This is a genomic window from Candidatus Accumulibacter contiguus (genome assembly GCF_012940005.1).
GTDB lineage: Bacteria > Pseudomonadota > Gammaproteobacteria > Burkholderiales > Rhodocyclaceae > Accumulibacter > Accumulibacter contiguus.
Genome location: NZ_SPMX01000066.1, coordinates 1 through 24976, shown reverse-complemented (window position 1 = coordinate 24976; position 24976 = coordinate 1). Strand labels below are relative to the sequence as shown.

Annotated in this window: 19 protein-coding genes and 1 pseudogene; 16 read left to right on the top strand and 4 right to left on the bottom strand. The window is 60.6% G+C overall.

Annotated features, from left to right (window positions below; genetic code table 11):
* Window positions 1-150: 150 nt before the first annotated feature.
* Both ccoS and E4Q08_RS18990 read right to left on the bottom strand, forming a co-directional pair.
* The gene (gene ccoS / locus E4Q08_RS25070; protein ID WP_248595014.1) at window positions 151-414 is read right to left on the bottom strand and encodes a cbb3-type cytochrome oxidase assembly protein CcoS; all 264 of its coding nucleotides are present in this window, start codon (window positions 412-414) and stop codon (window positions 151-153) included.
* Window positions 415-417: 3 nt separating this feature from the next.
* Window positions 418-2874 (bottom strand): heavy metal translocating P-type ATPase, encoded by a 2457-nt coding sequence (locus E4Q08_RS18990; RefSeq protein WP_169071514.1) that lies wholly within the window; start codon window positions 2872-2874, stop codon window positions 418-420.
* Between the two features lie 106 nt (window positions 2875-2980).
* Between E4Q08_RS18990 and E4Q08_RS18985 the strand changes: the two genes are divergently transcribed.
* From E4Q08_RS18985 to E4Q08_RS18930, 12 genes are all read left to right on the top strand, one after another.
* Window positions 2981-3904 (top strand): bifunctional riboflavin kinase/FAD synthetase, encoded by a 924-nt coding sequence (locus E4Q08_RS18985; RefSeq protein WP_169071513.1) that lies wholly within the window; start codon window positions 2981-2983, stop codon window positions 3902-3904.
* Between the two features lie 8 nt (window positions 3905-3912).
* Window positions 3913-6741, top strand: coding sequence for an isoleucine--tRNA ligase (gene ileS / locus E4Q08_RS18980; protein ID WP_169071512.1), 2829 nt, complete (start codon window positions 3913-3915; stop codon window positions 6739-6741).
* The gene (lspA, locus tag E4Q08_RS18975; RefSeq protein ID WP_169071511.1) at window positions 6710-7228 is read left to right on the top strand and encodes a signal peptidase II; all 519 of its coding nucleotides are present in this window, start codon (window positions 6710-6712) and stop codon (window positions 7226-7228) included. Before ileS ends, lspA begins: the two co-directional genes overlap by 32 nt.
* Window positions 7225-7707 (top strand): FKBP-type peptidyl-prolyl cis-trans isomerase, encoded by a 483-nt coding sequence (locus E4Q08_RS18970; RefSeq protein WP_248595013.1) that lies wholly within the window; start codon window positions 7225-7227, stop codon window positions 7705-7707. The genes lspA and E4Q08_RS18970 overlap by 4 nt, the downstream gene beginning before the upstream one ends.
* An 8-nt stretch (window positions 7708-7715) precedes the next feature.
* Window positions 7716-8636 carry a 4-hydroxy-3-methylbut-2-enyl diphosphate reductase gene (gene ispH / locus E4Q08_RS18965; protein ID WP_169071510.1) on the top strand — a complete coding sequence of 307 codons (921 nt, stop codon included), beginning with the start codon at window positions 7716-7718 and terminating at the stop codon, window positions 8634-8636.
* 154 nt (window positions 8637-8790) lie between these two features.
* Window positions 8791-9255, top strand: coding sequence for a type IV pilin protein (locus E4Q08_RS18960; protein WP_169071509.1), 465 nt, complete (start codon window positions 8791-8793; stop codon window positions 9253-9255).
* Window positions 9249-9809: a GspH/FimT family pseudopilin gene (locus E4Q08_RS18955; RefSeq protein ID WP_169071537.1), complete on the top strand. Its 561-nt coding sequence runs from the start codon at window positions 9249-9251 to the stop codon at window positions 9807-9809. The genes E4Q08_RS18960 and E4Q08_RS18955 overlap by 7 nt, the downstream gene beginning before the upstream one ends.
* 9 nt (window positions 9810-9818) lie before the next feature.
* The gene (gene pilV / locus E4Q08_RS18950) at window positions 9819-10463 is read left to right on the top strand and encodes a type IV pilus modification protein PilV (RefSeq protein WP_256436007.1); all 645 of its coding nucleotides are present in this window, start codon (window positions 9819-9821) and stop codon (window positions 10461-10463) included.
* Window positions 10463-11506 carry a PilW family protein gene (locus E4Q08_RS18945; RefSeq protein WP_169071507.1) on the top strand — a complete coding sequence of 348 codons (1044 nt, stop codon included), beginning with the start codon at window positions 10463-10465 and terminating at the stop codon, window positions 11504-11506. Before pilV ends, E4Q08_RS18945 begins: the two co-directional genes overlap by 1 nt.
* On the top strand, window positions 11503-11988 hold the full coding sequence (locus E4Q08_RS18940; protein WP_034919177.1) for a pilus assembly PilX family protein: 486 nt from the start codon (window positions 11503-11505) through the stop codon (window positions 11986-11988). The genes E4Q08_RS18945 and E4Q08_RS18940 overlap by 4 nt, the downstream gene beginning before the upstream one ends.
* A gap of 33 nt (window positions 11989-12021) precedes the next feature.
* The gene (locus E4Q08_RS18935; RefSeq protein ID WP_169071506.1) at window positions 12022-17454 is read left to right on the top strand and encodes a pilus assembly protein; all 5433 of its coding nucleotides are present in this window, start codon (window positions 12022-12024) and stop codon (window positions 17452-17454) included.
* Between the two features lie 37 nt (window positions 17455-17491).
* On the top strand, window positions 17492-18163 hold the full coding sequence (locus E4Q08_RS18930) for a hypothetical protein (RefSeq protein ID WP_169071505.1): 672 nt from the start codon (window positions 17492-17494) through the stop codon (window positions 18161-18163).
* Window positions 18164-18227: 64 nt separating this feature from the next.
* Here the strand turns inward: E4Q08_RS18930 and E4Q08_RS18925 are convergent, their stop codons facing one another.
* Window positions 18228-19613: a PAS domain-containing sensor histidine kinase gene (locus tag E4Q08_RS18925; RefSeq protein WP_169071504.1), complete on the bottom strand. Its 1386-nt coding sequence runs from the start codon at window positions 19611-19613 to the stop codon at window positions 18228-18230.
* 1158 nt (window positions 19614-20771) lie between these two features.
* Between E4Q08_RS18925 and istA the strand changes: the two genes are divergently transcribed.
* Genes istA through E4Q08_RS18910 form a run of 3 tightly spaced genes read left to right on the top strand, consistent with a single transcriptional unit; the run spans window position 20772 to window position 23219 of the window.
* Window positions 20772-22271, top strand: a complete 1500-nt coding sequence (gene istA / locus E4Q08_RS18920) for an IS21 family transposase (RefSeq protein ID WP_169071503.1) — start codon at window positions 20772-20774, stop codon at window positions 22269-22271.
* Window positions 22258-23010: an IS21-like element helper ATPase IstB gene (gene istB / locus E4Q08_RS18915; RefSeq protein WP_169071502.1), complete on the top strand. Its 753-nt coding sequence runs from the start codon at window positions 22258-22260 to the stop codon at window positions 23008-23010. The genes istA and istB overlap by 14 nt, the downstream gene beginning before the upstream one ends.
* The gene (locus E4Q08_RS18910) at window positions 23007-23219 is read left to right on the top strand and encodes a hypothetical protein (RefSeq protein WP_169071501.1); all 213 of its coding nucleotides are present in this window, start codon (window positions 23007-23009) and stop codon (window positions 23217-23219) included. Before istB ends, E4Q08_RS18910 begins: the two co-directional genes overlap by 4 nt.
* A gap of 492 nt (window positions 23220-23711) precedes the next feature.
* Here the strand turns inward: E4Q08_RS18910 and E4Q08_RS18905 are convergent, their stop codons facing one another.
* On the bottom strand, window positions 23712-24413 hold the full coding sequence (locus tag E4Q08_RS18905) for an IS5 family transposase (protein WP_169071500.1): 702 nt from the start codon (window positions 24411-24413) through the stop codon (window positions 23712-23714).
* Between the two features lie 380 nt (window positions 24414-24793).
* Between E4Q08_RS18905 and E4Q08_RS18900 the strand changes: the two are divergent.
* Window positions 24794-24976 (top strand): annotated as a pseudogene (locus E4Q08_RS18900) (hypothetical protein); the annotation flags it as partial.

The window sequence follows — 24976 nt, the reverse complement described above, 5'->3', positions numbered from 1 at the left end:
TGCCGCACAAAAAAAAGGGTGCGTTTCAACGCACCCGAACCCCAACAGAGAAAACATCTCTACACCCCCCCCTCAAGGCGTATGGCATCAGCACTCCCACCATCGACCGGCGAATTATCCCAAGCCGCGGGAGAATCCTGTTGACTTGCATCAAGAGTCACGCAGATTGACTGCCGAAGCTGGCCTTGAACTATCCCGAGGGGGCGCGCCTGGTTCCCCATCGGCAAGCGGTTCCGATGCTTGCGATGACTGCGATGACTGCGCTGACGCGCTGTCGTCATCCATCAGGATGCGATAGGCTGGCCCTTCGAGGTCATCGAACTGACCGTTGCGCAGCGACCACCAGAAGGCGATGGCAATCAGGAAGACCAGCACCACGGAAATCGGAATCAGCAGGTACAGCGTCTCCGTCATCGATCAGCCCTTGCAGCCTTTCTGCAGCCGCAGCGAATTCGCGACTACCAGCAATGAACTCCCGGACATGCCGATGCCGGCCATCCACGGTGTGATGAAACCGCTCATCGCCAGCGGCAGGGCAAGCAGGTTGTAGGCAAAGGACCATGACAGATTCTGCCGAATCACGCGCAAAGCACGCTGCGCCAGGAGCACGCCGCGCCAGAGATGATCCAGGTTTTCGGAGAGCAGCACCAGATCGGCCTGCGTACGCGCCAATTGCGAACCGCCTCCCATGGCCACCGAGACCTGCGCCTGCGCCAGTACCGGAGCATCATTGACGCCGTCGCCAACCATCGCCACCACTGCCCCGCTGGCCTGCAAGCGGCGCACATAGTCGTTCTTGGCCTGTGGTGACGCGTCCGCCTGCACCTCGTCGATGCCCAGTGCCTGCGCAACCCGGCGAGCAGCCGGCGCAGCATCACCGGTCAATAGCGCGACCTGCCGCCCCGCGGCGCGCAAGGCGGCGACCATCGCCGCCGCTTCCGGTCGCGGCTCATCGCCCAGACAAAACAGCGCGATCCAGCCCGACTCGTCGCCAAGCGCGATCACCGTATCGCCATTCGCAAGCAGGGACTGCGCGCCTTCCGGCAGGGGCTTGCCGTGCAGCGCCAGGACATAGTCCGGGCGGCCCAGGCGCACCGACTGGCCGGCATGCTGCGCACTCATGCCAGACCCTGGCTCGTTGATCAACCCGTCAACCGCCGGCAGCAGCTTGCCCGCAGTAGCCTGCCGCAAGGCTGCCCCGATCGGATGCTCCGAAGCCTGTTCGAGAGCCGCCGCCAGCACCAGACTGTCCAGCTGATCGAGTTTGCCGAGTGGCAGTATGTCAAGCACACGCATCTCACCGGTGGTCAGCGTTCCGGTCTTGTCGAAGATGAAATGGCTGGCGCGCGCGAGGGTCTCGACGGCATGACTGTGCGTCACCAGCAGACCGTTCCTGGCCATCGCCCCGCTGGCCACCGTCAGTGCTACCGGAGTAGCCAGCGACAATGCACAGGGACAGGTGACGACCAGCACCGAAACCGTGATCCACAGCACCTGCCCTGGATCGATGAACCACCAGGCCACCGCCACTGCCGTCGCCAGGAACAACAGGGTGATGATGAAGCCGTTGGCAATCTGGTCAGCGAGTTCAACGATGCGCGGCTTCTCGGTCGACGCACGCTCCATCAGACGGATGATCGCCGACAGGCGCGTCGCCTCGCCGACCTGCGTCACCTCGACCAGCAGCGGGCTCTCGACGTTAACCGCCCCGGCGATCACGAACGCTCCCGGGCGCTTGCTGACCGGCGCACTCTCACCAGTGAGCAGCGCCTCATTGGCGCTACTCTCGCCTTCAATGACCTGACCGTCCGCCGGAATCGTCGCGCCGGGCCTGACCAGAACGACATCGCCACGCCGCAGATCGGCCGCCATCACCTGCTCGAGGTCGCGACTCGCCGGATACGCAGAGATTCGCTCCGCTAGCGCCGGCATCAGCTTGGCCAGCGCCTCGGTGACACTGACCGCGCGCTGGCGGGCGGTCATTTCCAGGAATCGCCCGCTCAAGAGAAAGAATACGAACATCGTCACCGAATCGAAATAGACCTCGCCGCTGGCAGTCAGCGTCGCCCAGACACTGGCCGCAAAGGCAGCGCCAATCCCCAGTGCCACCGGCACATCCATGCCCGCACGCTGGAGTCGGAGGTCGCGCCAGGCATTGCGAAAAAAGGGGGCGGCCGAATAGCAGACCACCGGCACCGTCAGGACCAGGCTGGCCCAGCGCAACAATTGTTCGATCGCTGGGGTCATCTCGTCGGCACCTGCGAAATATACCGGCACGGCATACATCATCACCTGCATCATGCCGAAACCGGCGACGAACACCCGCCACAGCGCGCTGCGTCGTTCCTGGCGCGCCAGTTCCTCGCTTTTCGCCGCGTCGTAAGGATAGGCGCGATAGCCGATCGCAGCGATCGCCGCCAGAATGGCCGACAACTTGATCCGCCGCTCGTCCCAGCGCACCCGCGCACGCCGCGTCGCGTAATTGATATCGACCGCGGTCACCCCGGCGAGGCGGGAAAGATGCTGCTCGTTCAGCCAGATGCAAGCCGAACAGCTAATCCCCTCGAGAATCAGCGAGGCTTCGCGCTCGCTACCCTCAGGAGCGTCGCCGAGGATCCGCACGAAGCCCTTCTGGAAATCGGCGTGATCATAGAGCTGCAGACCCTCGACGATCGCCGGCAGAGCCTCGTGTGGCGCATTCGGCAAGGCATCGCGATGACGGTAGTAGTCGGCCAGCCCGTTGTCGACAATCGCCTGCGCCACCGCCTGACATCCACCACAGCACATGGCGCGCGGCTGCCCGTCGATGCTTACCGCAAGATCGACCGCAGTGGGTACGGGCTGGCCACAATGGTAACAATTGCCGACATTCATCGCTGCCACAGACGAGGAAAAGGGAAAGGGAAAAAGGGGAGGCGCCGGCTGGTGCCTCAAGAAACTGGTTATAATCGCACGTTTTGTCCGTTCCCACTCGCGCCCGATGCTCGTCTATCGCGGTTTTTCACAGACAGCGCCCAGTGCCACCGTCCTGACCGTAGGCAACTTCGATGGCGTGCATCTTGGCCACCGCGCGCTGCTCGCCCGTCTGAAGACGGCTGCTGTCGACGCCGGCCTGCCGGCGGCAGTGCTCACCTTCGAACCGCATCCGCGAGAATTCTTTGCGCCCGAATCGGCTCCGTCACGGCTGTCCACGCTGCGGGAAAAACTGGAACTGCTCGCCGACGACGGCGTCGATCTCGCGCATGTCTGCCACTTCAATGCCCGTTTCGCCTCCCTGAGCGCCGAAGAATTCGTCGAACGTGTGCTGCTTGGCGCGCTGCGCGTCCGGCATCTGATCGTCGGCGACGATTTTCGCTTCGGCGCCAGGCGCACCGGCGACTTTGCGATGCTGCGCGCCACCGGCGCCAGGCTCGGCTTTCAGGTCGAGGCCATGGACAGCGTCACCCTCGACGGCGAGCGCGCTTCGAGTTCGGCAGTGCGCGACGCGCTGCAGGCGGGGCGACTCGAACACGCGGCACGTCTGCTCGGCCGCCCCTACTCGATCGACGGACGTGTCGTGCACGGCGACCAGATCGGACGGCAACTCGGCTTCCACACCGCGAACATCCGCATCAAGCACGAGCGGCCGCCGCTGCAGGGGGTCTTTGCGGTCGAAGTCAAGGGTTTGCCGGGTGGCCCGCACCAAGGCGCCGCCAACCTCGGCTACCGCCCGAGTGCCCATCAGGTGCTACGGCCGCTGCTTGAAGTGCATCTGTTCGATTTCTGCGCCGACATCTATGGCGCCCATCTGAACGTCCGCTTCCTGCACAAGTTGCGGGACGAAATGAAATTCCCTGACTATGACGCCCTCAAGGCGCAGATCGCCAGAGACGTTGCCGCCGTGAAACAGTACTTCCAGATGTGAGAACCGCCATGGCCGATTACAAGAAAACCCTCAATCTTACCGACACGCCATTTCCGATGCGTGGCGATCTTGCCCGCCGCGAACCGCAGTGGCTTGCCGCCTGGCAGCAGACGAAACTCTACGAGCGGATTCGCGAGGCGTCGCGGGGACGCCCGCGCTTCGTTCTGCACGATGGCCCGCCCTACGCCAACGGCGACATTCACATTGGCCACGCGGTCAACAAGATCCTCAAGGACATCATCGTCCGCGCCAGGACCCTGGCCGGTTTCGACGCACCCTATGTGCCGGGCTGGGACTGCCACGGCCTGCCGATCGAGCACCAGATCGAAAAGCTGCACGGCAAGCATGTCCCGGCCGACCGCGTACGCGAGTTGTGCCGTGCTTTCGCCGGCGAACAGATCGAGCGACAGAAGAAGGACTTCATCCGCCTTGGCATTCTCGGCGAATGGGACAAACCCTATCTGACGATGAATTTCAAGACCGAGGCCGACGAAATCCGTGCGCTCGGCCGGATTCTCGAAAAGGGCTACCTTTACCAGGGTCTCAAGCCGGTCAACTGGTGTCTCGATTGCGGTTCCGCTCTGGCCGAAGCCGAGGTCGAATACGAAGACAAGACTTCGGCGGCAATCGACGTCGCCTTCGAAGTACACCCGAATCATTCTGACAAGGTGGCCAGGGCTTTCGGTCTGACGCACCTGCGCGGGCCGGCCTTCACGGTGATCTGGACGACGACGCCGTGGACGCTGCCGGCCAACGAGGCCGTCTGCGCGCACCCGGAATTCGACTACCAGTTGATCGATACCCCGAAGGGTGCGCTGATCCTCGTGCGTGAACTCGCCGAAGCCTGCCTGCAGCGGTATGCGCTGACCGGCACGGTGATCGGCGCAGCGAAGGGCGTCGCGCTCGAGCAGGTGCTGCTCAAACACCCGTTCCAGCCGCGCGACGTGGCAATCATCTGCGGCCGGCATGTCACCGTCGAGGCCGGCACCGGCCTGGTACACACCGCACCGGCGCATGGCACCGACGACTACCTGATCGGCAAGGTCTACGGTCTGCCGGTCAACAATCCGGTCGGCGACGACGGCCGCTTCGTTGCCGGTACGCCGGCGCTGGCCGTCGGCGAACTGGCCGGCAGGACGGTCTGGGAAGCCAATCCGCTGGTACTGCAGGAACTCGCCGCCAACGGCCATCTGCTCCAGTCCGAGAAAATCCAGCACAGCTACCCGCACTGCTGGCGCCACAAGACACCGATCATTTTCCGTGCCACGACGCAGTGGTTCATCGGCATGGAGCACCGCCCCAACTCGCCCGGCGCCACCTCGACACCGCCCGGCGACGAGCAGCCGACACTGCGCTGGTGCGCCGAGCGTGCGGTCGACGAAACGCAGTTCTTCCCGACCTGGGGTCGCGCGCGCCTCGAGGCGATGATGCGTACGCGCCCCGACTGGTGCGTCTCGCGGCAGCGTAACTGGGGGGTTCCCCTGCCCTTCTTTCTGCATCGCGAGACGGCGGCGCTGCACCCGCGCACCGGCGAACTCATCGAAGCCGTCGCGCAACGCGTCGAGAAATCCGGCATCGAAGCCTGGTTCGCGCTCGACGCCAGCGAACTGCTCGGCGCCGAAGCCAGCGAGTATCGCAAGATGAGCGACACCCTCGACGTCTGGTTCGACTCCGGGTCGACTCACTCGAGCGTCCTGCGCGGCTCGCATCGCAGCCAACTGGCCTATCCGGCCGATCTCTACCTGGAAGGCTCGGATCAGCATCGCGGCTGGTTCCAGAGCTCGCTGCTGATCGGCTGCGCGATGGATGGCCGCGCGCCATACAAGGCCTTGCTGACGCACGGCTTCGTCGTCGACGGCAAGGGCCTGAAGATGTCGAAATCCAGAGGCAATGTGATCGCACCACAGAAGATCGCCGATACCCTCGGCGCCGAGATCCTTCGCCTGTGGGTCGCGGCCACCGACTACTCTGGCGAACTGTCGATCTCCGACGAGATTCTCAAGCGCGTCGTCGAAGCCTACCGCCGCATTCGCAACACACTGCGCTTTCTGCTCGCCAACACCTCGGACTTCGACGCCAGCCGCGACGGACTACCGATTGAGGAATGGCTGGAGATCGACCGCTACGCGCTGGCCATGACCAGGCAAATGCAGGCGCAATGCGAGGCCGACTACGAACGCTTCGAGTTCCACCGCGCCGTGCAGTCGCTGCAGACCTTCTGTTCCGAAGATCTCGGCGGCTTCTACCTCGACATCCTCAAGGACCGCCTGTACACCACGGCCGCCGCTTCCCCGACACGCCGCTCGGCGCAGAGCGCGCTGTGGCACATCCTGCAGAGCCTGACCAAGACGATGGCACCGATTCTCTGCTTCACCGCCGAAGAGATCTGGCAACTGCAGACCGGTGACCGCGAACAGTCGGTGATGCTGCACACCTGGCAGCCGCTGCCGGCGCCGGCGTCTGAAGGCGAACTGCTCGAAAAATGGCAGAAGATTCGCGCTTATCGCGCCGAAGTCATGCGCGCCCTCGAGGAACTGCGCATCGCCGGCAGCATCGGTTCACCGTTGCAGGCCGAGGTGAGCCTCTACTGCGACGGCGAGAAGCACGAGATTCTCTCTTCGCTGGGCGACGACCTGCGCTTTGTCCTGATCTGCTCGCAGACCCGGGTCATTCGCGACGCCAACGACCGGCTGCTCTGCGCGCCACTGACCCATGCCAAATGCGAGCGCTGCTGGCACCTGCGCCCGGATGTCGGAGTTCACCCCGATCACCCCGGCCTCTGCGGTCGCTGCATCGAAAACCTGTATGGCGAGGGCGAAACCCGTGCCTTCGCGTAATATCGACCGCTGGCTGTGGCTGGCCGGCATCATCGTCGGCCTAGACCAGATCAGCAAGTGGCTGGTCCTCGCCTGGCTGCAACCTGGCGACTCGATCTATGTCGCTCCTTTCTTCAACTGGGTACTGACTTTCAACCCCGGCGCGGCCTTCAGCTTCCTTTCCGACGCCGGCGGTTGGCAGCGCTGGTTTTTCACGATCCTGTCACTGTCCATCTCGGCCTGGATCGTCAGCATCCTGCCACGCCACAGCGCTGAGTTCCGACTCTCGCTGGCCCTCACCCTGATCCTCGGCGGCGCGCTGGGCAACGTCATCGACCGCCTGCGCTTCGGCGCCGTGATCGACTTCATTCAATGGCATGCTGCGGGTTTCTACTGGCCAGCCTTCAACATCGCCGACTCGGCCATCTGCATCGGCGCGCTGCTGATGGCCTGGGACCAGTTTGCCAGCAGACCGAACGGTCATGACTTTTCCAGGCACCCCCGATGATGAAAGTCATGACCGATACGCCGAACGCCGACCCATCGCCTGCCGACATCGCAACGGTGAGATCCGACAGTTTCCTGACGCTGCACTACCGCCTCTCTGCCCATGACGGCAGCGATTACGTCAGCACCTTCGACCTCTCGCCGGCCACTCTCCAGATGGGCAGTGGCCAGCTTGCCGAATCGCTCGAAAACTGCCTGATCGGGCTCGCCGCCGGCGAACGCCAGGTCTTCCAGCTCGCCGGCCTGGACGCTTTTGGACCCCACAACCCGCGCCTCGTCGAACGCATCGCCCGCAGCGCGCTGCCCCCGGGAATCGAACTCCGGGTAAACTCGCTGATCGAGTTCAGCTCGCCCGACGGTTCGGCCAGTTTTGCCGGCTTCCTGCGCGAGCTGACCGACACCAGCGCGCTCTTCGATTTCAACCATCCGCTCGCCGGCAAACCGATCCGTTTCGAAGTCGAAGTCATCGCCATCCTATGAGGCCCAGCATGCAGGTCATTCTCGCCAAGCCGCGTGGCTTCTGCGCTGGCGTCGAGCGCGCCATCGCCATCGTCGAACGTGCCATCGAAATCCTGGGCGCACCGATCTACGTCCGCCATGAAGTGGTGCATAACCAGTTCGTCTGCGACAACCTGCGCGCCAAGGGCGCCGTCTTCATCGACGAACTGGCGCAAGCACCGGCCGGCAGTACGGTCGTCTTCAGTGCCCACGGCGTCTCGATGGCGGTTCGCGAAGAGGCCGCAGGACTCGGCCTGAAGGTCTTCGATGCCACCTGCCCGCTGGTCACCAAGGTGCACGTCGAAGTCGCCAAGATGCGCAGGGAAGGCTGCGAGATCGTGATGATCGGCCACAAGGGACATCCCGAGGTCGAGGGAACCATGGGACAGAGTCCGGATGGCATGTATCTCGTCGAAACCGTCGCCGACGCGCGCCAGTTGCAGGTCAGATCGCCGACGCGCCTGGCCTACGTCACGCAGACCACCTTGTCGGTCGACGACGCAGCCCTGGTGGTCGCGGCCTTGAAGGAACGCTTTCCCGGGATCATTGGCCCGAAGAAGGACGACATCTGCTACGCCACGCAGAATCGGCAGGATTCAGTCAAGCAGTTGGCCAGGACGTCGGAAGTCGTTCTCGTGGTCGGTAGCCGGTCGAGTTCCAACTCGAATCGCCTGCGCGAAGTCGCCGAACTGATCGGCAGCCGCTCCTATCTCGTCGATCAGGCCGAGCAGATCGACCCGGCCTGGCTCGCTGGCGCCAGCCGGGTGGGCGTCACCGCCGGCGCCTCCGCCCCGGAGGTGCTGGTCCAGGAGGTCGTCAATCGCCTGTCGGGTGGCGACCCGGCCAAGGTAGGCCAACTCGACGGCGCCGAAGAAAACGTCACCTTTGCCCTGCCGCGCGAACTGCAGTAGCCAGAACCGTCATACCTCGCACCACTCATCCCCCACAAGCGGCCGTATATCGCGCCGAGCTTGCTCGAAGCCGACCCTCGACTATGATGGAACGGTGTCTGTGCCCCGCCGGACCCGCTTGAGGCCCTGCCCTACACTTCACCTCGCAGGCGAAATGATGATGAATCATCGGACTGAACCAAAGAGTTCCGGCTTTACGCTGATTGAATTAATGATGGTTGTGGCAATCATCAGCATTTTGCTGGCGATTGCCGTACCGGCTTACAATGAATATATCAATCGAGCCCACCGTGCCGCCGCCCAGCAATTCCTGCTGGATGTCGCACAGCGTCAGGAACAGTATCTGCTGGACAATCGGCAGTACGCAACGGTACTGGGTGCCGGAGCTGGCGGACTGGGCATGAGCACACCCGCGGACATCGCTGCCGATTACGCCGACCCGGCTATTACAGTGAACATTGCAGGCACTCCTCCCTCGTTTCTGCTGTCCATGGCCCCGAAGGCCGGCGCCAGAATGGCTGCGGACGGGACTCTGTTCATCAACAACAGAACCGAGAAGTGGAGAGAAACCGACGGAGACAAAAAGTACACGGCAGGAGGGACGGACAAACTATGGTAATTCCCTTCCAGCAAACCCGCAATGACGGCTTCAGCCTGATTGAGCTGCTCGTCGTAATTGTCATCATGGGTATTCTGATGAGCATGGCCACGCTCCCCTTTCAGGAAATGATCGCCAATCAACGCCTCAGGACAGTCAGCTCGGACCTCACTGCTGACCTGGCTCTGGCGCGCGTCGAAGCGATCAAGCGCAGCACTCGCGTCGGTATCACGCGCACTACGGCCCAGTGGGTTGGCGGATGGCAGGTCTTTGACGATGCCAACCGCAATGGGGTGTGGGATGCCGGTGAGGGTGTCCTCGTCTCCCGACCGGCACTCGACAATACCGTCAAAGTCTGCAGCGTCGGCACAAACGTCGACAATTCGATCAAAGTCCTGAGCTTTGGTGCAGATGGCCGGGTACGCACCTTCATTGATGACGGCACCGAAAAAACGGGGGTCCGAGGAATCACGGTCAGTTCCACGCTCATTTCCCCGAGCGTACCGGCACGCCTGCTGGAGTTCAGTCCGACGGGACGGATCACGACCGTCAGTGGCGTTGCTGCTTGCCCTTGAGAACGCGCCATGAAATTCTTTCAACAGGCCACGCGCGGATTCACTCTTCTCGAAGTGCTGATTTCCCTGCTCATCCTCATGATTGCTTTGCTCGGCATTGCGGCCCTGATGCTCAAGGGGCAGCGCGCCGGGTTCGAGGCCTACCAACGTCAGCAGGCGCTGGCCATGGCTCAGGAAATGGCCGAAAAAATCCGGGCCAATCAGGGAGGAGCCCCGTACTACGTGACGGGGGTTGCCGACGGTGATGCTATGCCTGGATGGGGAGGTTTGTTCAAGACGTACAAAGCGCTCTCCGACGAAGCCAAGTGTTTGAGCGTCGATGAAAAGTACTACAAGTGCATTGACAACAAGCAGATTGCGGAGAATCACCTCGCCACATGGGATGGCGTGCTTGCCGGTCTATCGGAAATCAAGGATGCTGCGACCAATCGTGTCGGGGGCATCATCGGCGCACGCGGATGTGTCGAACGGCCCGACGCCAATCAGCCGGTGTTCTTGATCAGCGTTGCCTGGCAGGGCGAAAGCGACACGGGAATCCCAACGGCCTCGGCATGCGGTGCAGGACTGTATGGAACCGATGCTCGCCGCCGCCTGGTCACCCTCACGGTCGTCACCTGCCAATTGAACGCCGCCGCACCCTGGGGATGTTCCTGATGTTCAAGCGCGAGTCCATTCGGCCCGCAGCCCGCTCGCTGCAAAGTGGCATGACCCTGGTGGAAATCATGGTCGCCATGACGATTGGCATCATCCTGCTGCTCGCCCTGGGCAGTCTGTTCGTCAATTCCACCCGGGTTTTCAAGGTCAATGACGAATTCTCCCGCATGCAGGAGAACGGAGCCTATGCACTCAATACCATGGGCAATGACCTGCGCATGGCGGGATTCTATGGCCATATCGCCACCAACGACCTTGCCATTCCGGTGGCCATTACCATTACCAACGATTGTGGCACAGACTGGGCCACCACTTTCACGCAATCGCTCGGCACGGGCACCCTTGCGAAAATGTCCTGCATCAAAGCCGGCAATTACCTCAGTGGCAGCTTCATTCTCGTGCTGCGCGGAGCCATCGGAATAGAGGTGAAACCTGCCGATCTGCAAAATGGGACGCTGTATGTGCAGTCGGATCCGGGCGGCGGCATCCTGTTCCAGGGTGACCAATATGCCGGTTTGCCAGCGTCGTCCAAACGAGCTTTTCTGGGTGGAGCCGCTGCGCCGATTTATCCCTATCAGGCCAGGGCCTACTATCTACGCCCCTGCAGTCGCCCCACCGGCACGGGCGGCACCGTCTGTCTTGCCACAGATGACGGTAGCCAGCCGATTCCCACATTGGTACGACAGGAACTTGCCGGCACGACGATGACCGAGGTGGCTATCGCAGAAGGCATCGAGGCGGTGCGGATCCTCTACGGTCTCGGCACTGGCGGCACCGGCGCTCCAGTGACTTACACCGAGACACCGACGGCCGAGCAGTTTGCAGAAAGGGTGGTGATGGCGAGAATTTCTCTGCTGGTTCGCTCGCCCAGGCCAAGCAATGACTATGACGATCGCAGCAGATCCTATGATCTCGATGGTGACGGAACCGCCGAGTTGAACTGCCTGGAAGACGGACTTCCCTGCAATTATCATCGACATGTGTTCACACAATCCTTCCAGGTTCGCAATATCGCCCAACGGCTTGAATCCTCACCACCATGAAAACAACCGCCCAATCACAAACCGGCGTGGTACTGATGTTCAGCCTGATCATGATGGTCATCATGACGCTGCTCGTCGTTTCCATGCTGCGTACCGGTGTCCTCGAACTGAAGATCGGGGGCGCCAGCCAGACTTCCGCCCAGAACCTGGCCAACGCAGAAGCCGCCATCTGGGATTTCATGAACACGAACCGGGGAAAGTTCTCCCATCGCGCCGAACCTGAATTGGACGCAAAAAATTTCAATAAAAAGTTCGATTTGGACTCACGACAATTCAGCCATCTGAAGAATGTCACCTTGACCGCCACTGAAGTGGCATGTACCGACTTTGCCGGCCTGGGAAGCGGCAACATGCTGGGTCCGAGTGCCCTGCAGGCTGTCTATTTCGACGTTCTGGCGGAAGCCAGAGACCCGATCTTTAGCGGCAGAACCAATGTACACCAGGGGGTTCGTGGCGTCTTGCCCCCAGGTGGCTGCTCCTGATTACCAACCGTTGACGACATGCGAGGCCCGATCATGCTCACCCCCGACCCCACCCGGAATCCCCTCAAGCCCTGGCAAAGGCGTGTCGCTTGGACCCTGATTGCGGCGCTGGCAAATCCGGCGGCCGTACTGCCACTGTCTCTGTATTCCTCTGTCGCTTCGGCGCGAGACACGGACATCTACCTGTCGACGCCCTATGCCGGCAGTACCGCCGAACCGGCGATCCTGCTGATTCTCGACACCTCGGACTCGATGAACAGACCGGAAGGATGGCGCGAATATTCCGAGAATTCCGGCGCCTACGATTCGCATGTGGAATATCTGTGGAACGACCCCGGATTTATCAACAACATATCGGATACCGCAAGGGATCCCGGCCATGCATTGGCCAGAAACGGATTCTGGTCAGAGGAATTGATGGAATCCTATGGATCTTATATAAAATCGAAGAATATACCGGGCACCTTGACTACATTCCTAACTAACTACACCAACCAAGCCGAGGCAGACGACCCAGGGTCGCGCAGCATCTACCGCAATTACAATAACGCCAGCTGGATCTTCTGGCTGCCGGCCGGGGCCCCGGAGACAGACCCGCGACTGTGGTCGAATGCCTTCAATCGTTGGGCTGGTGGGGTGTCGCAGAGCAGTTTCCCTGCACAGGTTCGCGGGGGGATCGACTATGGGCCAACCCAGGATTTTCGTGAACATAACAAATGTAACGACTCGCCGGAGAAGCTTCTCCCATCCACGGTCTTCGCGCCGACACCCTACCCGCGCAATACGGGAAAATACCTGAACCAGCAATGGCAACGTTGGGAACCTTATCTGAACCTGAAAAATGGGCGGCAGAGCAACGGCGATACCACCTACCCCGGAAAATTGGATACTAGCCCGATTCCCAGCGCAACAAGCACGCTGCAGATTTCTAGCGGTAGCGTAGTCGGAGCCATCGGCAGCAACATCCGCGCACAAAGCGAGTTTCTGGGCACTGCGGGTGGCGGAGAACCCACCGGACCATTCCCGGTACGCGACAGTTTCCCACGTTCGGCTCCGTTTAGCAGCTGGACCGATATTGGCGACCAGGGGCAACCGATTCGCACCCAAGACACGTCGTCACGTTCCGGATGGACAGATCTCAAGGCCGACATGGGGGGATTCAACTTCCAGATTTACATCAATAGCATCCAGGTGGGGGGGCGTGAGTCGCTGTTCGACGTGCTCGGTCTCTACGGCCTCACCGTCACCTTCGACGCGATGACAACCACGGCAGAACAACAACTGTCGGCAGTAAAGCACACGGCGTGGAAAGGCAATCGCGACGCCTCCCCTGCCCCAGCTTTCGGCGATATGACCGGCACTCCTGCCTATTACGATTCCCCGAAATCGCTATTGAGACTGGCCGATGTCTCATCGGTCACCACCACCACGCTGTGTACACGCAGTTGCGTGATCGATGCCACGCCAAGCAGCAAGTTCCTGGGCAAAAAATGGGTTCCGAGTGGCACCCAATGCAGAGACAACGGCATCAATCCTGCAGATTGCAGCACGCCACCTCCGGCCTGCGGCGCGCCCGTTCCCGAGACGATCCAGAACACCATCAATTGCCAATGGAGTGACCGGCAAACGGTCCAGGTAGAGGGGGTGGGCACCTATTATCACGGTGGCACTTGCAGCGGCACTTGCACAGGGGTGGCCTGTTCGTTCGGCGCGAGCAGCTCCAGCTACTGTGAAAGCAACCTCCCTGACATTACCGTCGGTTCAACGGTCTATCGCAATGCCTCGCTCAACAGTAGCGCCGGTTGTAACGCAAAGCCCGACACCAGCACCACCTGCGAGGCAAACGAGGGCTCTCCCGCTTGTTTCTACGTCGGTGACAACGCTTGTGCCAATCCGATCAGCACGTCTCCAATCGATTACGACAAGGTTCCCAAGTACGATTACTACGTCTATCCGTTCGCTGCCAAGACGGATTATCTGGATCACGACTGCAAGGCCGATAATGGCACGAGCGGCAACCCGGGCAGCGGCTTCATGACTAACGCAACCGACCGTACCTTCGGCCAGGCCTGGAACACTACGAGTTCCGCCACAGGAAGCACAGCGTCCTATATACCGACCGACCCGTCCGCCAACTATAATGCGGTCGACATGTACTCGGTCAATTACCTCAACTGGAAATTCGGACCGAAAGGGCCGAATGGTGCCCCGATCGGGCGCAAGACACGTTTGCAGATCGCCAAGGACGCCTTCACATATCTGGTCGCGAACACGAACGGTGTCCGCTTTGGCCTGATGGTTTTCAACAGGATGCCCGCCCCTTCCACCGGACTTGCTGGTACTGAAGGTAGCCAGGGAGGCAACGTAGCCTATGCGATCCGTCGCATGGGTTCCAGCAGCACGGACACCGATTACGTCAATCGCGAGGGACTCTCCGGCGCAATCAACCGTGTGGTGGCCAGCGGCTCGACCCCACTGACGGAGGTGATGTACGAAGCATACCTGTACTTCCGTGGAGAAACTCCCCTATTCGGAATCAATTCCACCGACGCAGTCGGCGGTGGCAAGGTATCGGAGGGCAGAGACCCGTCAGCCATTGTCGACGGAAAATACGATTCTCCAATGATGAGTAACCCGCAAAAAGGCAAAGACAAACAAGCGAATTGTCAGAAAAACTATGTGGTTCTGGTTTCGGATGGCGGCCCCGAGAACGACAATCAGGCGGATACTCTGGTCAAGGCGCTCACCCAAGTCGGCACGCCCGAAATCAGCACACAGCAAGACAGCAGTTCAGGGCAGTACGAACCCGACCCAACCAGCCCCGGCGTACCGTATGGTCCACCGGACATCCTGTACCCCGCCAATTACATTTGGCTGGACGAACTGACCCATTTCATGGCCCAGGGCGACATGTCTCCCGGTGGTGCCACAGACTCTGACTCGATTCCAGGCACTCAGTCCGTCTCCACCTACACGATTGGTTTTGCCGGTGGCTCCTCGCCGGTGCTCGAAAATGCAGCCACAGCCGATAAAGGCGCTTACAAGGCAGATAAGGCTAGTGAACTGTCCAGTAAACTTTCCGAAGTCATCGCAACGATCCGCGACTGGAATCCGACGCTCGCTGCGCCGACCGTTCCCATCTCGGCGACCAACCGCGCAGAGAGTTCGGATGACATTTTTCTTGCTTTCTTTGGACCCAGACTGCAACAGTGTTGGGAGGGTACGGTCAAGAAGTTCAAGCTCAGTAGCGATGTCGATGAGTGCGGAAAAGACATCGACGGCGTGCAAATCCCGCTGTGCCTGACAGGCCAGACAACCTTCACAGACAAGCTGAAAAACATCGAGGAATTCGACACATCCAAGAGAACGGCCAGAGTGCGGGACGCGGCCGTGAGCCACTGGAGTGACCCTGCCAAGCCGGATGGTAGCAAGCCCAATGCGGGTGGGACCGGACATGTATTGAAGACGGCTTCCGGTTCCACGCCGGCTACCCGTAAGCTGTACACCCATCTCTCAAGCAGTACGGAGAAAGTCTTGACCGACAGCAGCAATGCCATGTCGGAAGTCAATACGGCGATCACCAAGACATTGCTGGGCGATCCCTCGATGCTGGATGCGACGCGGGCAACGATCATCAACTATGCCCGGGGGGGCGATCCGACGGATGCGGGATGCAAGGACGCCAACTCCGCAACGGCTTGTTCCACATGGCGAGCCTGGCCACATGGAGACGTGTTGCACTCCAACCCGGCCATCCTCATTTACGACAGCGACAAGAAAGGGGATCCTGCCGATCCGGTCGTCTATCTATTCTACATGTCCAATGATGGCCTGTTGCACGCCGTGGATACGAAGGATGGCAAGGAGCAATGGGCCTTCATGCCGGAAGAGTACCTCCCGAAACTCAAGACGATGTATGAAAACCCGATCGGCGAGCATCTCATCACAGGCGATGGCAGCCCGAAGATTTACTTTGAGGACAAGGATCAAGACGGCAAAATCGACAAGGCTTACCTGGCCTTCGGCATGCGCCGTGGTGGCCGTGCGGTCTACGCCCTCGACATTACCGACAAGGCGAAACCCCAGTTCCTGTGGAAGATTGACGACAAGACTACGGGATTTTCGGAATTAGGGGAGACCTGGTCTGCACCCGCCTTTACCAGGATGCGCGCAGATACGGAGAACCCCGTGCTGGTTTTTGGCGCCGGTTATGATCCGGTACCCAATGACCAGATCTCGGTGACGATCACTCGCTCGGGAACGACGGCAACCGCCACCACCCCCGTTGATCATGCTTACACCACAGGTGATTCGGTTCTGATATCGGGCGCTACGCTAGCTGGCTATAACGGCACCAAAACCATCACGGTCACAGGTGCTCGCAGCTTTACCTTTACGGTAAGCGATTCGCTATCCACTCCTGCGCTGGGTTCGGTGAAAGTCGAGAGTATTACGAGCACGAGCAAGCCAATGGGCCGTGGGGTATTTTTTGTGAACGGCAAAACCGGCGCCTTGATCAGGAGCTTTACCCCGCTAGACAAAACCGACCAGAACACACAGGTGTCCGAAATGGGGTTCAGCATTCCCTCGGATGCGACTCCTTTAAACACGGATCTCGATTCCAACGGCTATGCCGATCGTTTGTATCTGGGTGACCTGGGAGGAAACGTCTGGCGTTTCGATATCGACAGCGACAAGCCATCCGACTGGACCTCCATCAAGTTTGCCGATCTGACCAATGGCGAAACACCGCGGCGAAAGATTTTCTTCCCTCCCGCCGTAGTGAAACAGCTCGACCAGGGGCAGCGCTTTGACGCGGTATACGTCGGGACCGGAGACCGAGAGAATCCCTTGCGTACGGATAACCATGACCTGATGTTCATGATCAAGGATACCGACACAGGTTTGACGACGACGAAGGACAAGGCGGTCATCAAATACTCGTCCGACCCGAGCAAGAGTGACTTCTATGACCTGACCGACAATCTGGTCCAGTTCGGTACCGAGGACCAGAGAAAGACGGCGCAAACCGCACTTCACGACAAACTGGGCTGGGCGATGCGGCTGGACCAAACGGTCGACAGGGATGGCAAAAAGGTGGATGGAGAAAAGGTGGTCAATGCCCCATCGGTCTTCTTCAACATACTGCGTTTTGGATCCTATAGCCCGTTTGCTGCGGCCTCAGCCTCAGCCTGCGTGCCGCTCGGAAAGGGAACGAACTACGCCATGAACGCGCTCACAGGCGGAGTGGTGGTGGATACCAACTACGATGGTACGATCACGAGCAGCGATTCGCGCGTTTCCTCCAAGTATGCGATACGGGGTTTTCCATCGGATGGAATCCTCGTCATCCGTGGTGGCAAGATTTTTGAAGGGTCCTGCAGTGATGGCAACTGCGGGATGAGTCAAATCGGCACGGTGGGTGCGAATCAGCGCGCCTACTGGTTCCAGGAAGCCGAGAGATGAGGGTCGAACTGCTCGGTTCCCGGAGGCGCCTCTGCGGATGACACGGCAACTGGCAGGCTGGCTGCTGCTGTCCGCCTTGCTGCATGCCGAAATACTAGCCATCCTGGGGCCCGCGAGGGCCCCAATCCGGTCCACCGCACCCGCTCGTCTGGAGATCCGAATCCAGGATTCCCCGCATACGGTAGCCACTGATCCAGCACCACCCATTGAAACGATGACCTCGCCATTGGCTCCCTTCGCCATGGCTGAGGCCAGTAGTCAGGGGCCATTCGACTCACCCGGCACGCCTCCGGAGGCGCGGCTGCCCATGCCGGCGCCGCTCAATGAAACCGAGGCAAACGAGCGAATATCCACGCCGCCAGAAAAGGCTGAAGCCAGCAGTCCAGGATCATCCAACTCACCCGACGCATCCCCGGAGATCCCGCTTCCCATCGAGGAGTGGTTTTTCAAATCCTCCGAACTGGACGAACAACCGTATCCCTTGATTTCCGTAGTACCTGCCTATCCAGCGTATGCTCAAGCCCATGACCTCGAGGGTTGGGTTCGCTTATTGCTATTGATCGATGAAAGTGGCCGGCTGCGTCATCTGGAGGTGCTTGAGGCCAGCAGCCCCCCCCGGCATTTTTTGAAGAATCGGCACTGGCCGCATTTCGCATCACCCCGTTTTCTCCGGGGCGACGGGGAGGTGAGGCGGTCAAGTCTCGGATGATCATCAGGATAGACTTCAACATTACGGGAATCGAAGGGACCAAACTGCCTGGATCCTGACCGCATCAGGCCTGCGCCAGCGGCAGACTGAGAGTGAACAAGGCGCCGCCCTCTGGCCGGTTCGCCGCTTCCAGGCGGCCACCATGGCGTTCGACAATACCGTAACTGATCGACAGGCCGAGCCCGGTTCCCTGCCCGACCGGCTTGGTCGTGAAGAAGGGGTCAAACAGCCGCGACAGGTTCTCGGGTGCGATTCCTGGCCCGTTGTCGGCGAAGTACACCCGGATCATGCCGTCGCGGGGCTCGGCGCTGATCTCTAGGCTGGGCGATTCGCTGCTGCTGCTGGCGTCACGGGCGTTCTGCACGAGGTTCATCAGTACCTGCTGCATCTGGCCGGAAGAACCCATGACCGGCAACTCCTGCGGCAAATGGAACGTCACCCGAAAATTGCGCGGATCCGAGCGCGCCACCCAGCGCACCGCACGCGCAACGACTTCAGCGAGGTTGAAAGGCTCGGCAATGCTGCGGTCGATCGCCGAAAAGCGCTTGAGTCCATCGACGATGTCGCGCGTACGTTCGGCGCCCTCGTTCATGCCGTCGAGCAACGGCGGCAGGTCGGCCATGATGCGGTCGATGCGCAGTTCCTGGCGCAGATCTTCGAGTTCCAGCGAACGCGTGCACTGGTCCGAGTGGATCGCTTGCAGGTAAGTCTGCAGGCGCGCAGTGTAACGTCGGAGGGCCAGGACATTGCCGAGAACAAAGCTGATCGGATTGTTCAGTTCATGTGCCACACCAGCCACCAGACGTCCTAGCGAGGCCATTTTCTCAGCCTGTAGAAGCTGTTGCTGGGTGCGCTTGAGATCTTCGTGCGCCTGCCGCAGCGCGTGATAGGCACGCCGCAACTCGCCGACCGGGCGGCCGGTGAGCACCATGCCGACCAGCTTGCCGGTCCCCGAGAGGCGCGGCGTGCAGTTCAGCGAGACCGGCAGCGGACTGCCATCGCGGCCGCTGATCAACAACTCGCAATCCTGGACGGTCGCCGGACGGGCCGGCGAGAAGAAATCGCGGGCGCGTTGCTGCGACGCCTCGTCGGCGAAGAGATCGCAAAGCGGTCGCCCGCGCAGGACGGTCTCGTTCTGGCCGATGAAGCGGCACAGCGAATCATTGACCTCCTGGATCGCACCATGCCGGTTGCAGACGATCAGGATGTCCGACATCGACGCCAGGACGCTCTCGATGAACTGCTGCGAGTCCTCGAGCGCAGCGTTCTTCTGCTCGAGGACCACCTCGTATTGCAGGAGGTCATTGTAGACCTCGTCCATCTTGCGGATCACCTCGACCCAGACCGTCTCGTCCACGCCCGCAAACGCCGATGGTGACTCGGGCAGCGATTCGGGAGCAAGCAAAGGACGCCGCAGCGGCCGCTTGGCGGGTGACTCCGGGCTGGACATGGTGCGATCGTAGAGCCAAAAGACGCGCGCGGCAACGATCTGACGACGCCAGGGTGCAGCACCGAACCCCTCCTCCCTGACAGACTGCGAGTCCTCGCCGCCCGGCCCCTTCCTGGAAATGTTCGCCCGCGGCTCGCGCGACGGCTGGACGACCTGGGTTCAGCAGGCCGGCGCCTATTCTCCCGACTGGCCGACGTACGCCAATCACTCGCAGGCAGAAGCCGACGCCGACTGTCTGCTGGCGACGGGCCGATCGCGGCCCCCTGCCCCGCTCATCCTGGCAGGCAGGAACAGGAATCCGCGGCCGACCCTGGTTGCTGTTAACGGCGTCGTCATTCCGTAGAAATCTGGCGTCGACAGTTTTGCTACGTAGCCTGCAGGTCGGGTTTTTTGATTTTCAGTGATTTTTAAACCGGTTCTGCGGTTTGCGCCCGCAGGGCTTCCGGCGGAGGGATTGCATCGCAATCCCTCGTCTGGCAAGCGAAGCGCGGCAGGGCTGAGAGGCAGGGAATGGGTCGTCCCCACAGCCGGGGGCAGCGTTCGACTGGCGAGATTTTGTTCTGTACTGCCTGCGTGGGGATGGCGTCAGCGCCGCTGATGCGGTAGATAGTTGACCCGCCGGTGGAAACACGGGCAGGGCATCGGGACCAACCGCCAAGCCAGACCCGATGCCGCGCCCACAGCTGTGACGAAGCGACGCTGCCTGCAAAGTATGTCACGAAGCGGGCGTCGCCGTCTTTCCCCATTGGCCAAGGTGACCAATGGAACTGCCTGGAAGACGCTATCTGTGCGCCGCCTGCCGCACCGCTGTGCTGATCTGCAGCCACTGCGACCGTGGCCAACGCTACTGCACCCCCCGATGTGCCGGCGAAGCGCGCAGACGTTCGGTCCGTGCTGCCGGGCGCCGCTATCAAGCCGGCCTGCGCGGCCGTCATGCCCACGCCAAACATCAGCAGCGTTATCGGGCTCGAACGCAGAAAGTGACGCATCAGGGTTCCCCGCCCCCGGCCCCGGCTGATCCAATCTCATCCGAACCGTCGGTGCCGGTGAAGCCGGTGCCCTGGCACTGCTGGCGTTGCCATCGTCCCTTGCCGGACTGGGTGCGCCAGGACTTCCTGCGCCGTCGGATTCGCCGTAGCCAACCCGATCGGAGAACGCATGTCTATCCCCCCCGAAATTGAAGCGCAGATCCTGCGCTATTACCACGCCGAACGCTGGCGCATCGGCACCATTGCCACGCAACTGCACGTGCATCGCGACAGCGTCTCTCGCGTGCTCGCTCAGGCCGGCTTGCCGGCATTGGGTAGCTTCTGCCGGCCGTCGGCCATTGATGCCTACCTGCCCTTCATCCTGGAGACCCTTGCGCAGTTTCCGCGCCTGCGCGCTAGTCGCCTGTACGACATGGTGCAGGCGCGCGGCTACCCGGGACGACCGGATCACTTCCGGCATCTGATCGCTCGCCATCGACCGCGCCCCAAAGCGGACGCCTATCTGCGTCTGCGCACCTTGCCCGGTGAGGAAATGCAAGTGGACTGGGGGCACTTCGATCACCTTGAAATCGGACGTGCCCGTCGGCCGCTGATGGGCTTTGTCGCTGTCTTGTCGTGGTCGCGCCAGATCTTCCTGCGCTTCTATCTGGGCGCCCACATGGAGAACTTTTTGCGCGGCCATGTCGCCGCCTTCGAGGCGTGGCAAGGGGTGCCGAGGATGGCGCTCTACGATAATCTCAAGAGTGCGGTCCTCGAACGCCAGGGCACGGTCATCCGCTTCAATCCGACGCTCCTTTCCCTGGCCGGCCATTACCGCTTCGAGCCTCGTCCCGTGGCGGTGGCCCGAGGCAACGAGAAGGGCCGTGTGGAGCGCGCCATCCGTTATATCCGCGACGCCTTCTTCGCCGGTCGCGCGTTCCAGACACTGGACGACCTCAATGCCCAGGCCGATGCGTGGACCCGCGGACCCGCCGGCGAGCGTCGCTGCCCGGAGGACGAGGCACTGACCGTTTGCGCGGCCTTCGCCCAGGAACGGGGTCGTCTGCTGGCGCTGCCCGCCGACGGCTTCCCGACCGACGAGGTCAAGGCGGTAGTGGCCGGCAAGACCCCGTATGTGCGCTTCGACCTGAACGATTACTCGATCCCGCACGGCTGTGTTCAGCGCACGCTGACCGTTGTCGCCAGTCCGGATCAGGTGCGCATCCTCGATGGCCAGACGCTGATCGCCACGCACCCGCGCTCCCATGATCGCCGCCAACAGATCGAAATCCCCGCGCACATCGCCACCCTGGTCGCGCATAAACATCAGGCCCGTGCACATCGCGGCACCGATCATCTGATCCAGGCGGTGCCACTGAGCCGGGATCTGCTGACTCAGGCCGTCGAACGCGGCGAGCCACTGGGGCAAACGGTCAATACGCTGACTGACCTTCTGGCGCATTACGGCGTGGCCGAGCTGACGGCGGCGATTGCCGACGCCCTGGGGCGCGGTGTGCCGCATCCGAATGCGGTTCGCCTGGTGCTGGAGCGACGGCGGAAAGCACAGGCTGAACCGCCACCGCTGGCCATCACTCTGCCCGAACACATCAAGCACCGGGACGTTCCCGTGCGCCCCCATCGCCTCGATGGCTACGATCAATTGATGGAGAACGCCGATGACGACGACTGATGCCCGCCAGCGCGCAACGGCCTTGCAACTGCACGGCGTGTTGGCCCATTGGGCTGAATGCGCCGACCAGCCCTGGCTTGATCCGTTGTTGTCCTGGGAGGAAACCGAACGTGCTCGCCGCTCGCTTGAAAGGCGCTTGCGCTGCGCCCATATCGGCCGCTTCAAGCCGCTGGCCGATTTCGACTGGTCCTGGCCGCAGCAGTGCGACCAGCGTGCGATCGCGGAATTGATGACGCTCGACTTCATGGACTCGGCAAGCAATGCCATCCTGGTCGGCGCCAGCGGCCTGGGCAAGACGATGATTGCCCAGAATATCGCCCATCAGGCGGTCTTGCAGGGGCATACCGTGGTGTTTGCCACGGCCGGGCAGTTGCTCGGCGAACTGGCTGGTCTGGACAGCGATTCGGCCCTGCGTTATCGCTTGCGTCGCTATGCGGCGCCAGATTTGCTGCTGATCGACGAAGTCGGCTATCTCTCGTATTCGAACCGCCACGCCGATTTGCTCTTCGAACTGATCAATCGGCGCCACGAGAAGAAGAGCACCTTGATCACCACCAACAAGTCGTTCTCGGAATGGTCGGAGGTGTTTCCCAATGCCAGTTGCGTCGTGGCCATGATCGATCGCCTGGTGCATCACGCGGAAATCCTATCCATCAAGGGCGAATCCTACCGCCGCAAGGAAGCGCAGGAACACGCCGCTGCCAACGCCAGTAAGCGCAAGGCGAAGGGGGCGCCGTGAAAGGCTACCACTTACCCTCCGGACTGCACCACGGTCTGGAATTCCTCATCGATCCAAACTGGTCACCTGATCAGGCGCTTGCAATTGTCGAGTTGCTTGACGACCTGCGCGACCGGATCTGCTCTCACTATGGGCACGTTCTTCACCAACAACTGCGCAACGACCGGGTGATCCGGCTCCCCGTCGACAGCACCGATCCCCCTTTCTGACCAGCATCAGACTCTGTTACCCACAGGGGCCTTCGTGGCCCCTGTTTCGTCTACTCCCTTACCATGCTCGCCGCCAAATCCCACCGCCAGATTTCTGCGGATTTACTCCACCGGCAACAGTTGCTTCCCCCGTACCGTTGGCGACCACGTAGAGCAACAACGCAAGGGCGAATGAACGCCGGGTGGTGTTTTAGAGCGTGTTAAAAAACCTAACCTCTTGATTTATAATGATGGCTCATCCGGAAGGCGGGAAGAGAGGCCTGTCTGACCCGGAAAAATATTCCATCCGTTTAAACACGCCATTATCTATCCATTATATGAGCAGAGCAACCTACGATTCCGATCTGACGAACGAACAGTGGAAAATAATAGAACCGTTCTTGAATGAACGCCATCCGCTCGGGTCAATCCTCACAACTTAGCACTTTGTCATGATGGTTTATAGGCATGGGAGAGATGAGAGCGTGTTAAAAAACCATATTTGATTATGTTTTATATTTTAACAATGGAAGACGCGCTATGCCAAGGACTTGGAACAGGTGAAAGCTGCTTTAACATAATTCTAATCATAGAAATATAAATCATCGCCACGCTAGATTCCGTGGTACGCTCGTAGTCACGAGACATTCGTCGTTGCCGACTAATCCAAGCGAATGTTCTTTCTACTACCCAACGCTTACGCGCCGGCTTGAAGCCGGGCTCTTTCGGTGCCACCTCCGTTTTGATATTCAGAGTGTCCTTCAACCATTTTCGAAAAGGTTCCTGATAGCCAAGATCAGCGAATAAAATTCGTATTTTTGAATGCACGGCGAAAACCGGTGTGACCACACTCGGGGCCTCTGTCGTATCCGCTTTGTTGGCCGCGTGAACCGTGGCGCCAATCACATAACCCATTGTATCCGTTACGATATGACGCTTTCGCCCTTTGACCTTTTTCCCGCCGTCAAAGCCGCTTTCCTCCCCTCCCGATTCGGAGGTTCCTTTGATACTCTGGCTGTCGATCGTGGCAGCAGTCGGTTCGGGATCGCGTCCCGCAGTTTCTCTGCACTGCTGGGTCAGCGCCTGGTTCAATTGCGCCCAGGTCCCTTGGTTACGCCACTTCTTGAAGTAGTAAAATACGACCGGCCATGGGGGAAAGTCATGAGGCAAACTCCGCCATTGACATCCGGTCTTCAGGAGATAAAAAAATAGCATTGACCACCTCTCGTGTGTTCACGAGACGAGGTCTCCCCCACCCGAGCGGATGGCGTTCATTCAAGAACGGTTCTATTATTTTCCACTGTTCGTTCGTCAGATCGGAATCGTAGGTTGCTCTGCTCATATAATGGATAGATAATGGCGTGTTTAAACGGATGGAATATTTTCCCGGGTCAGACAGGCCTCTCTTCCCGCCTTCCGGATGAGCCATCATTATAAATCAAGAGGTTAGGTTTTTTTAACACGCTCTAAACCTAAAGAGCCTGTGATCTTAGATGCTTGTAGAACAGGGCAAGGAGATAACTCTAAGCGGTTCCAGATAAGTCCCCCGCTTTATGCCTGTATACTTGCCACCCCCACCTTCCGGAAGCCTCGCGATGTCCCGCACAGCCAAGACCCTAGCCCTCACTGAGGAAGAACGCCGCCAGTTGACGCAGATCGACGAGCGCGGCAGCGACTGGCGCGAACGCCGGCGAGCGCGGACCGTACTCCTCCTCGACAAGGGGCTGTCGATCAGCGCCGTAGTGACCGCGCAGAAAATTCATAAAGAGACCGTGGCC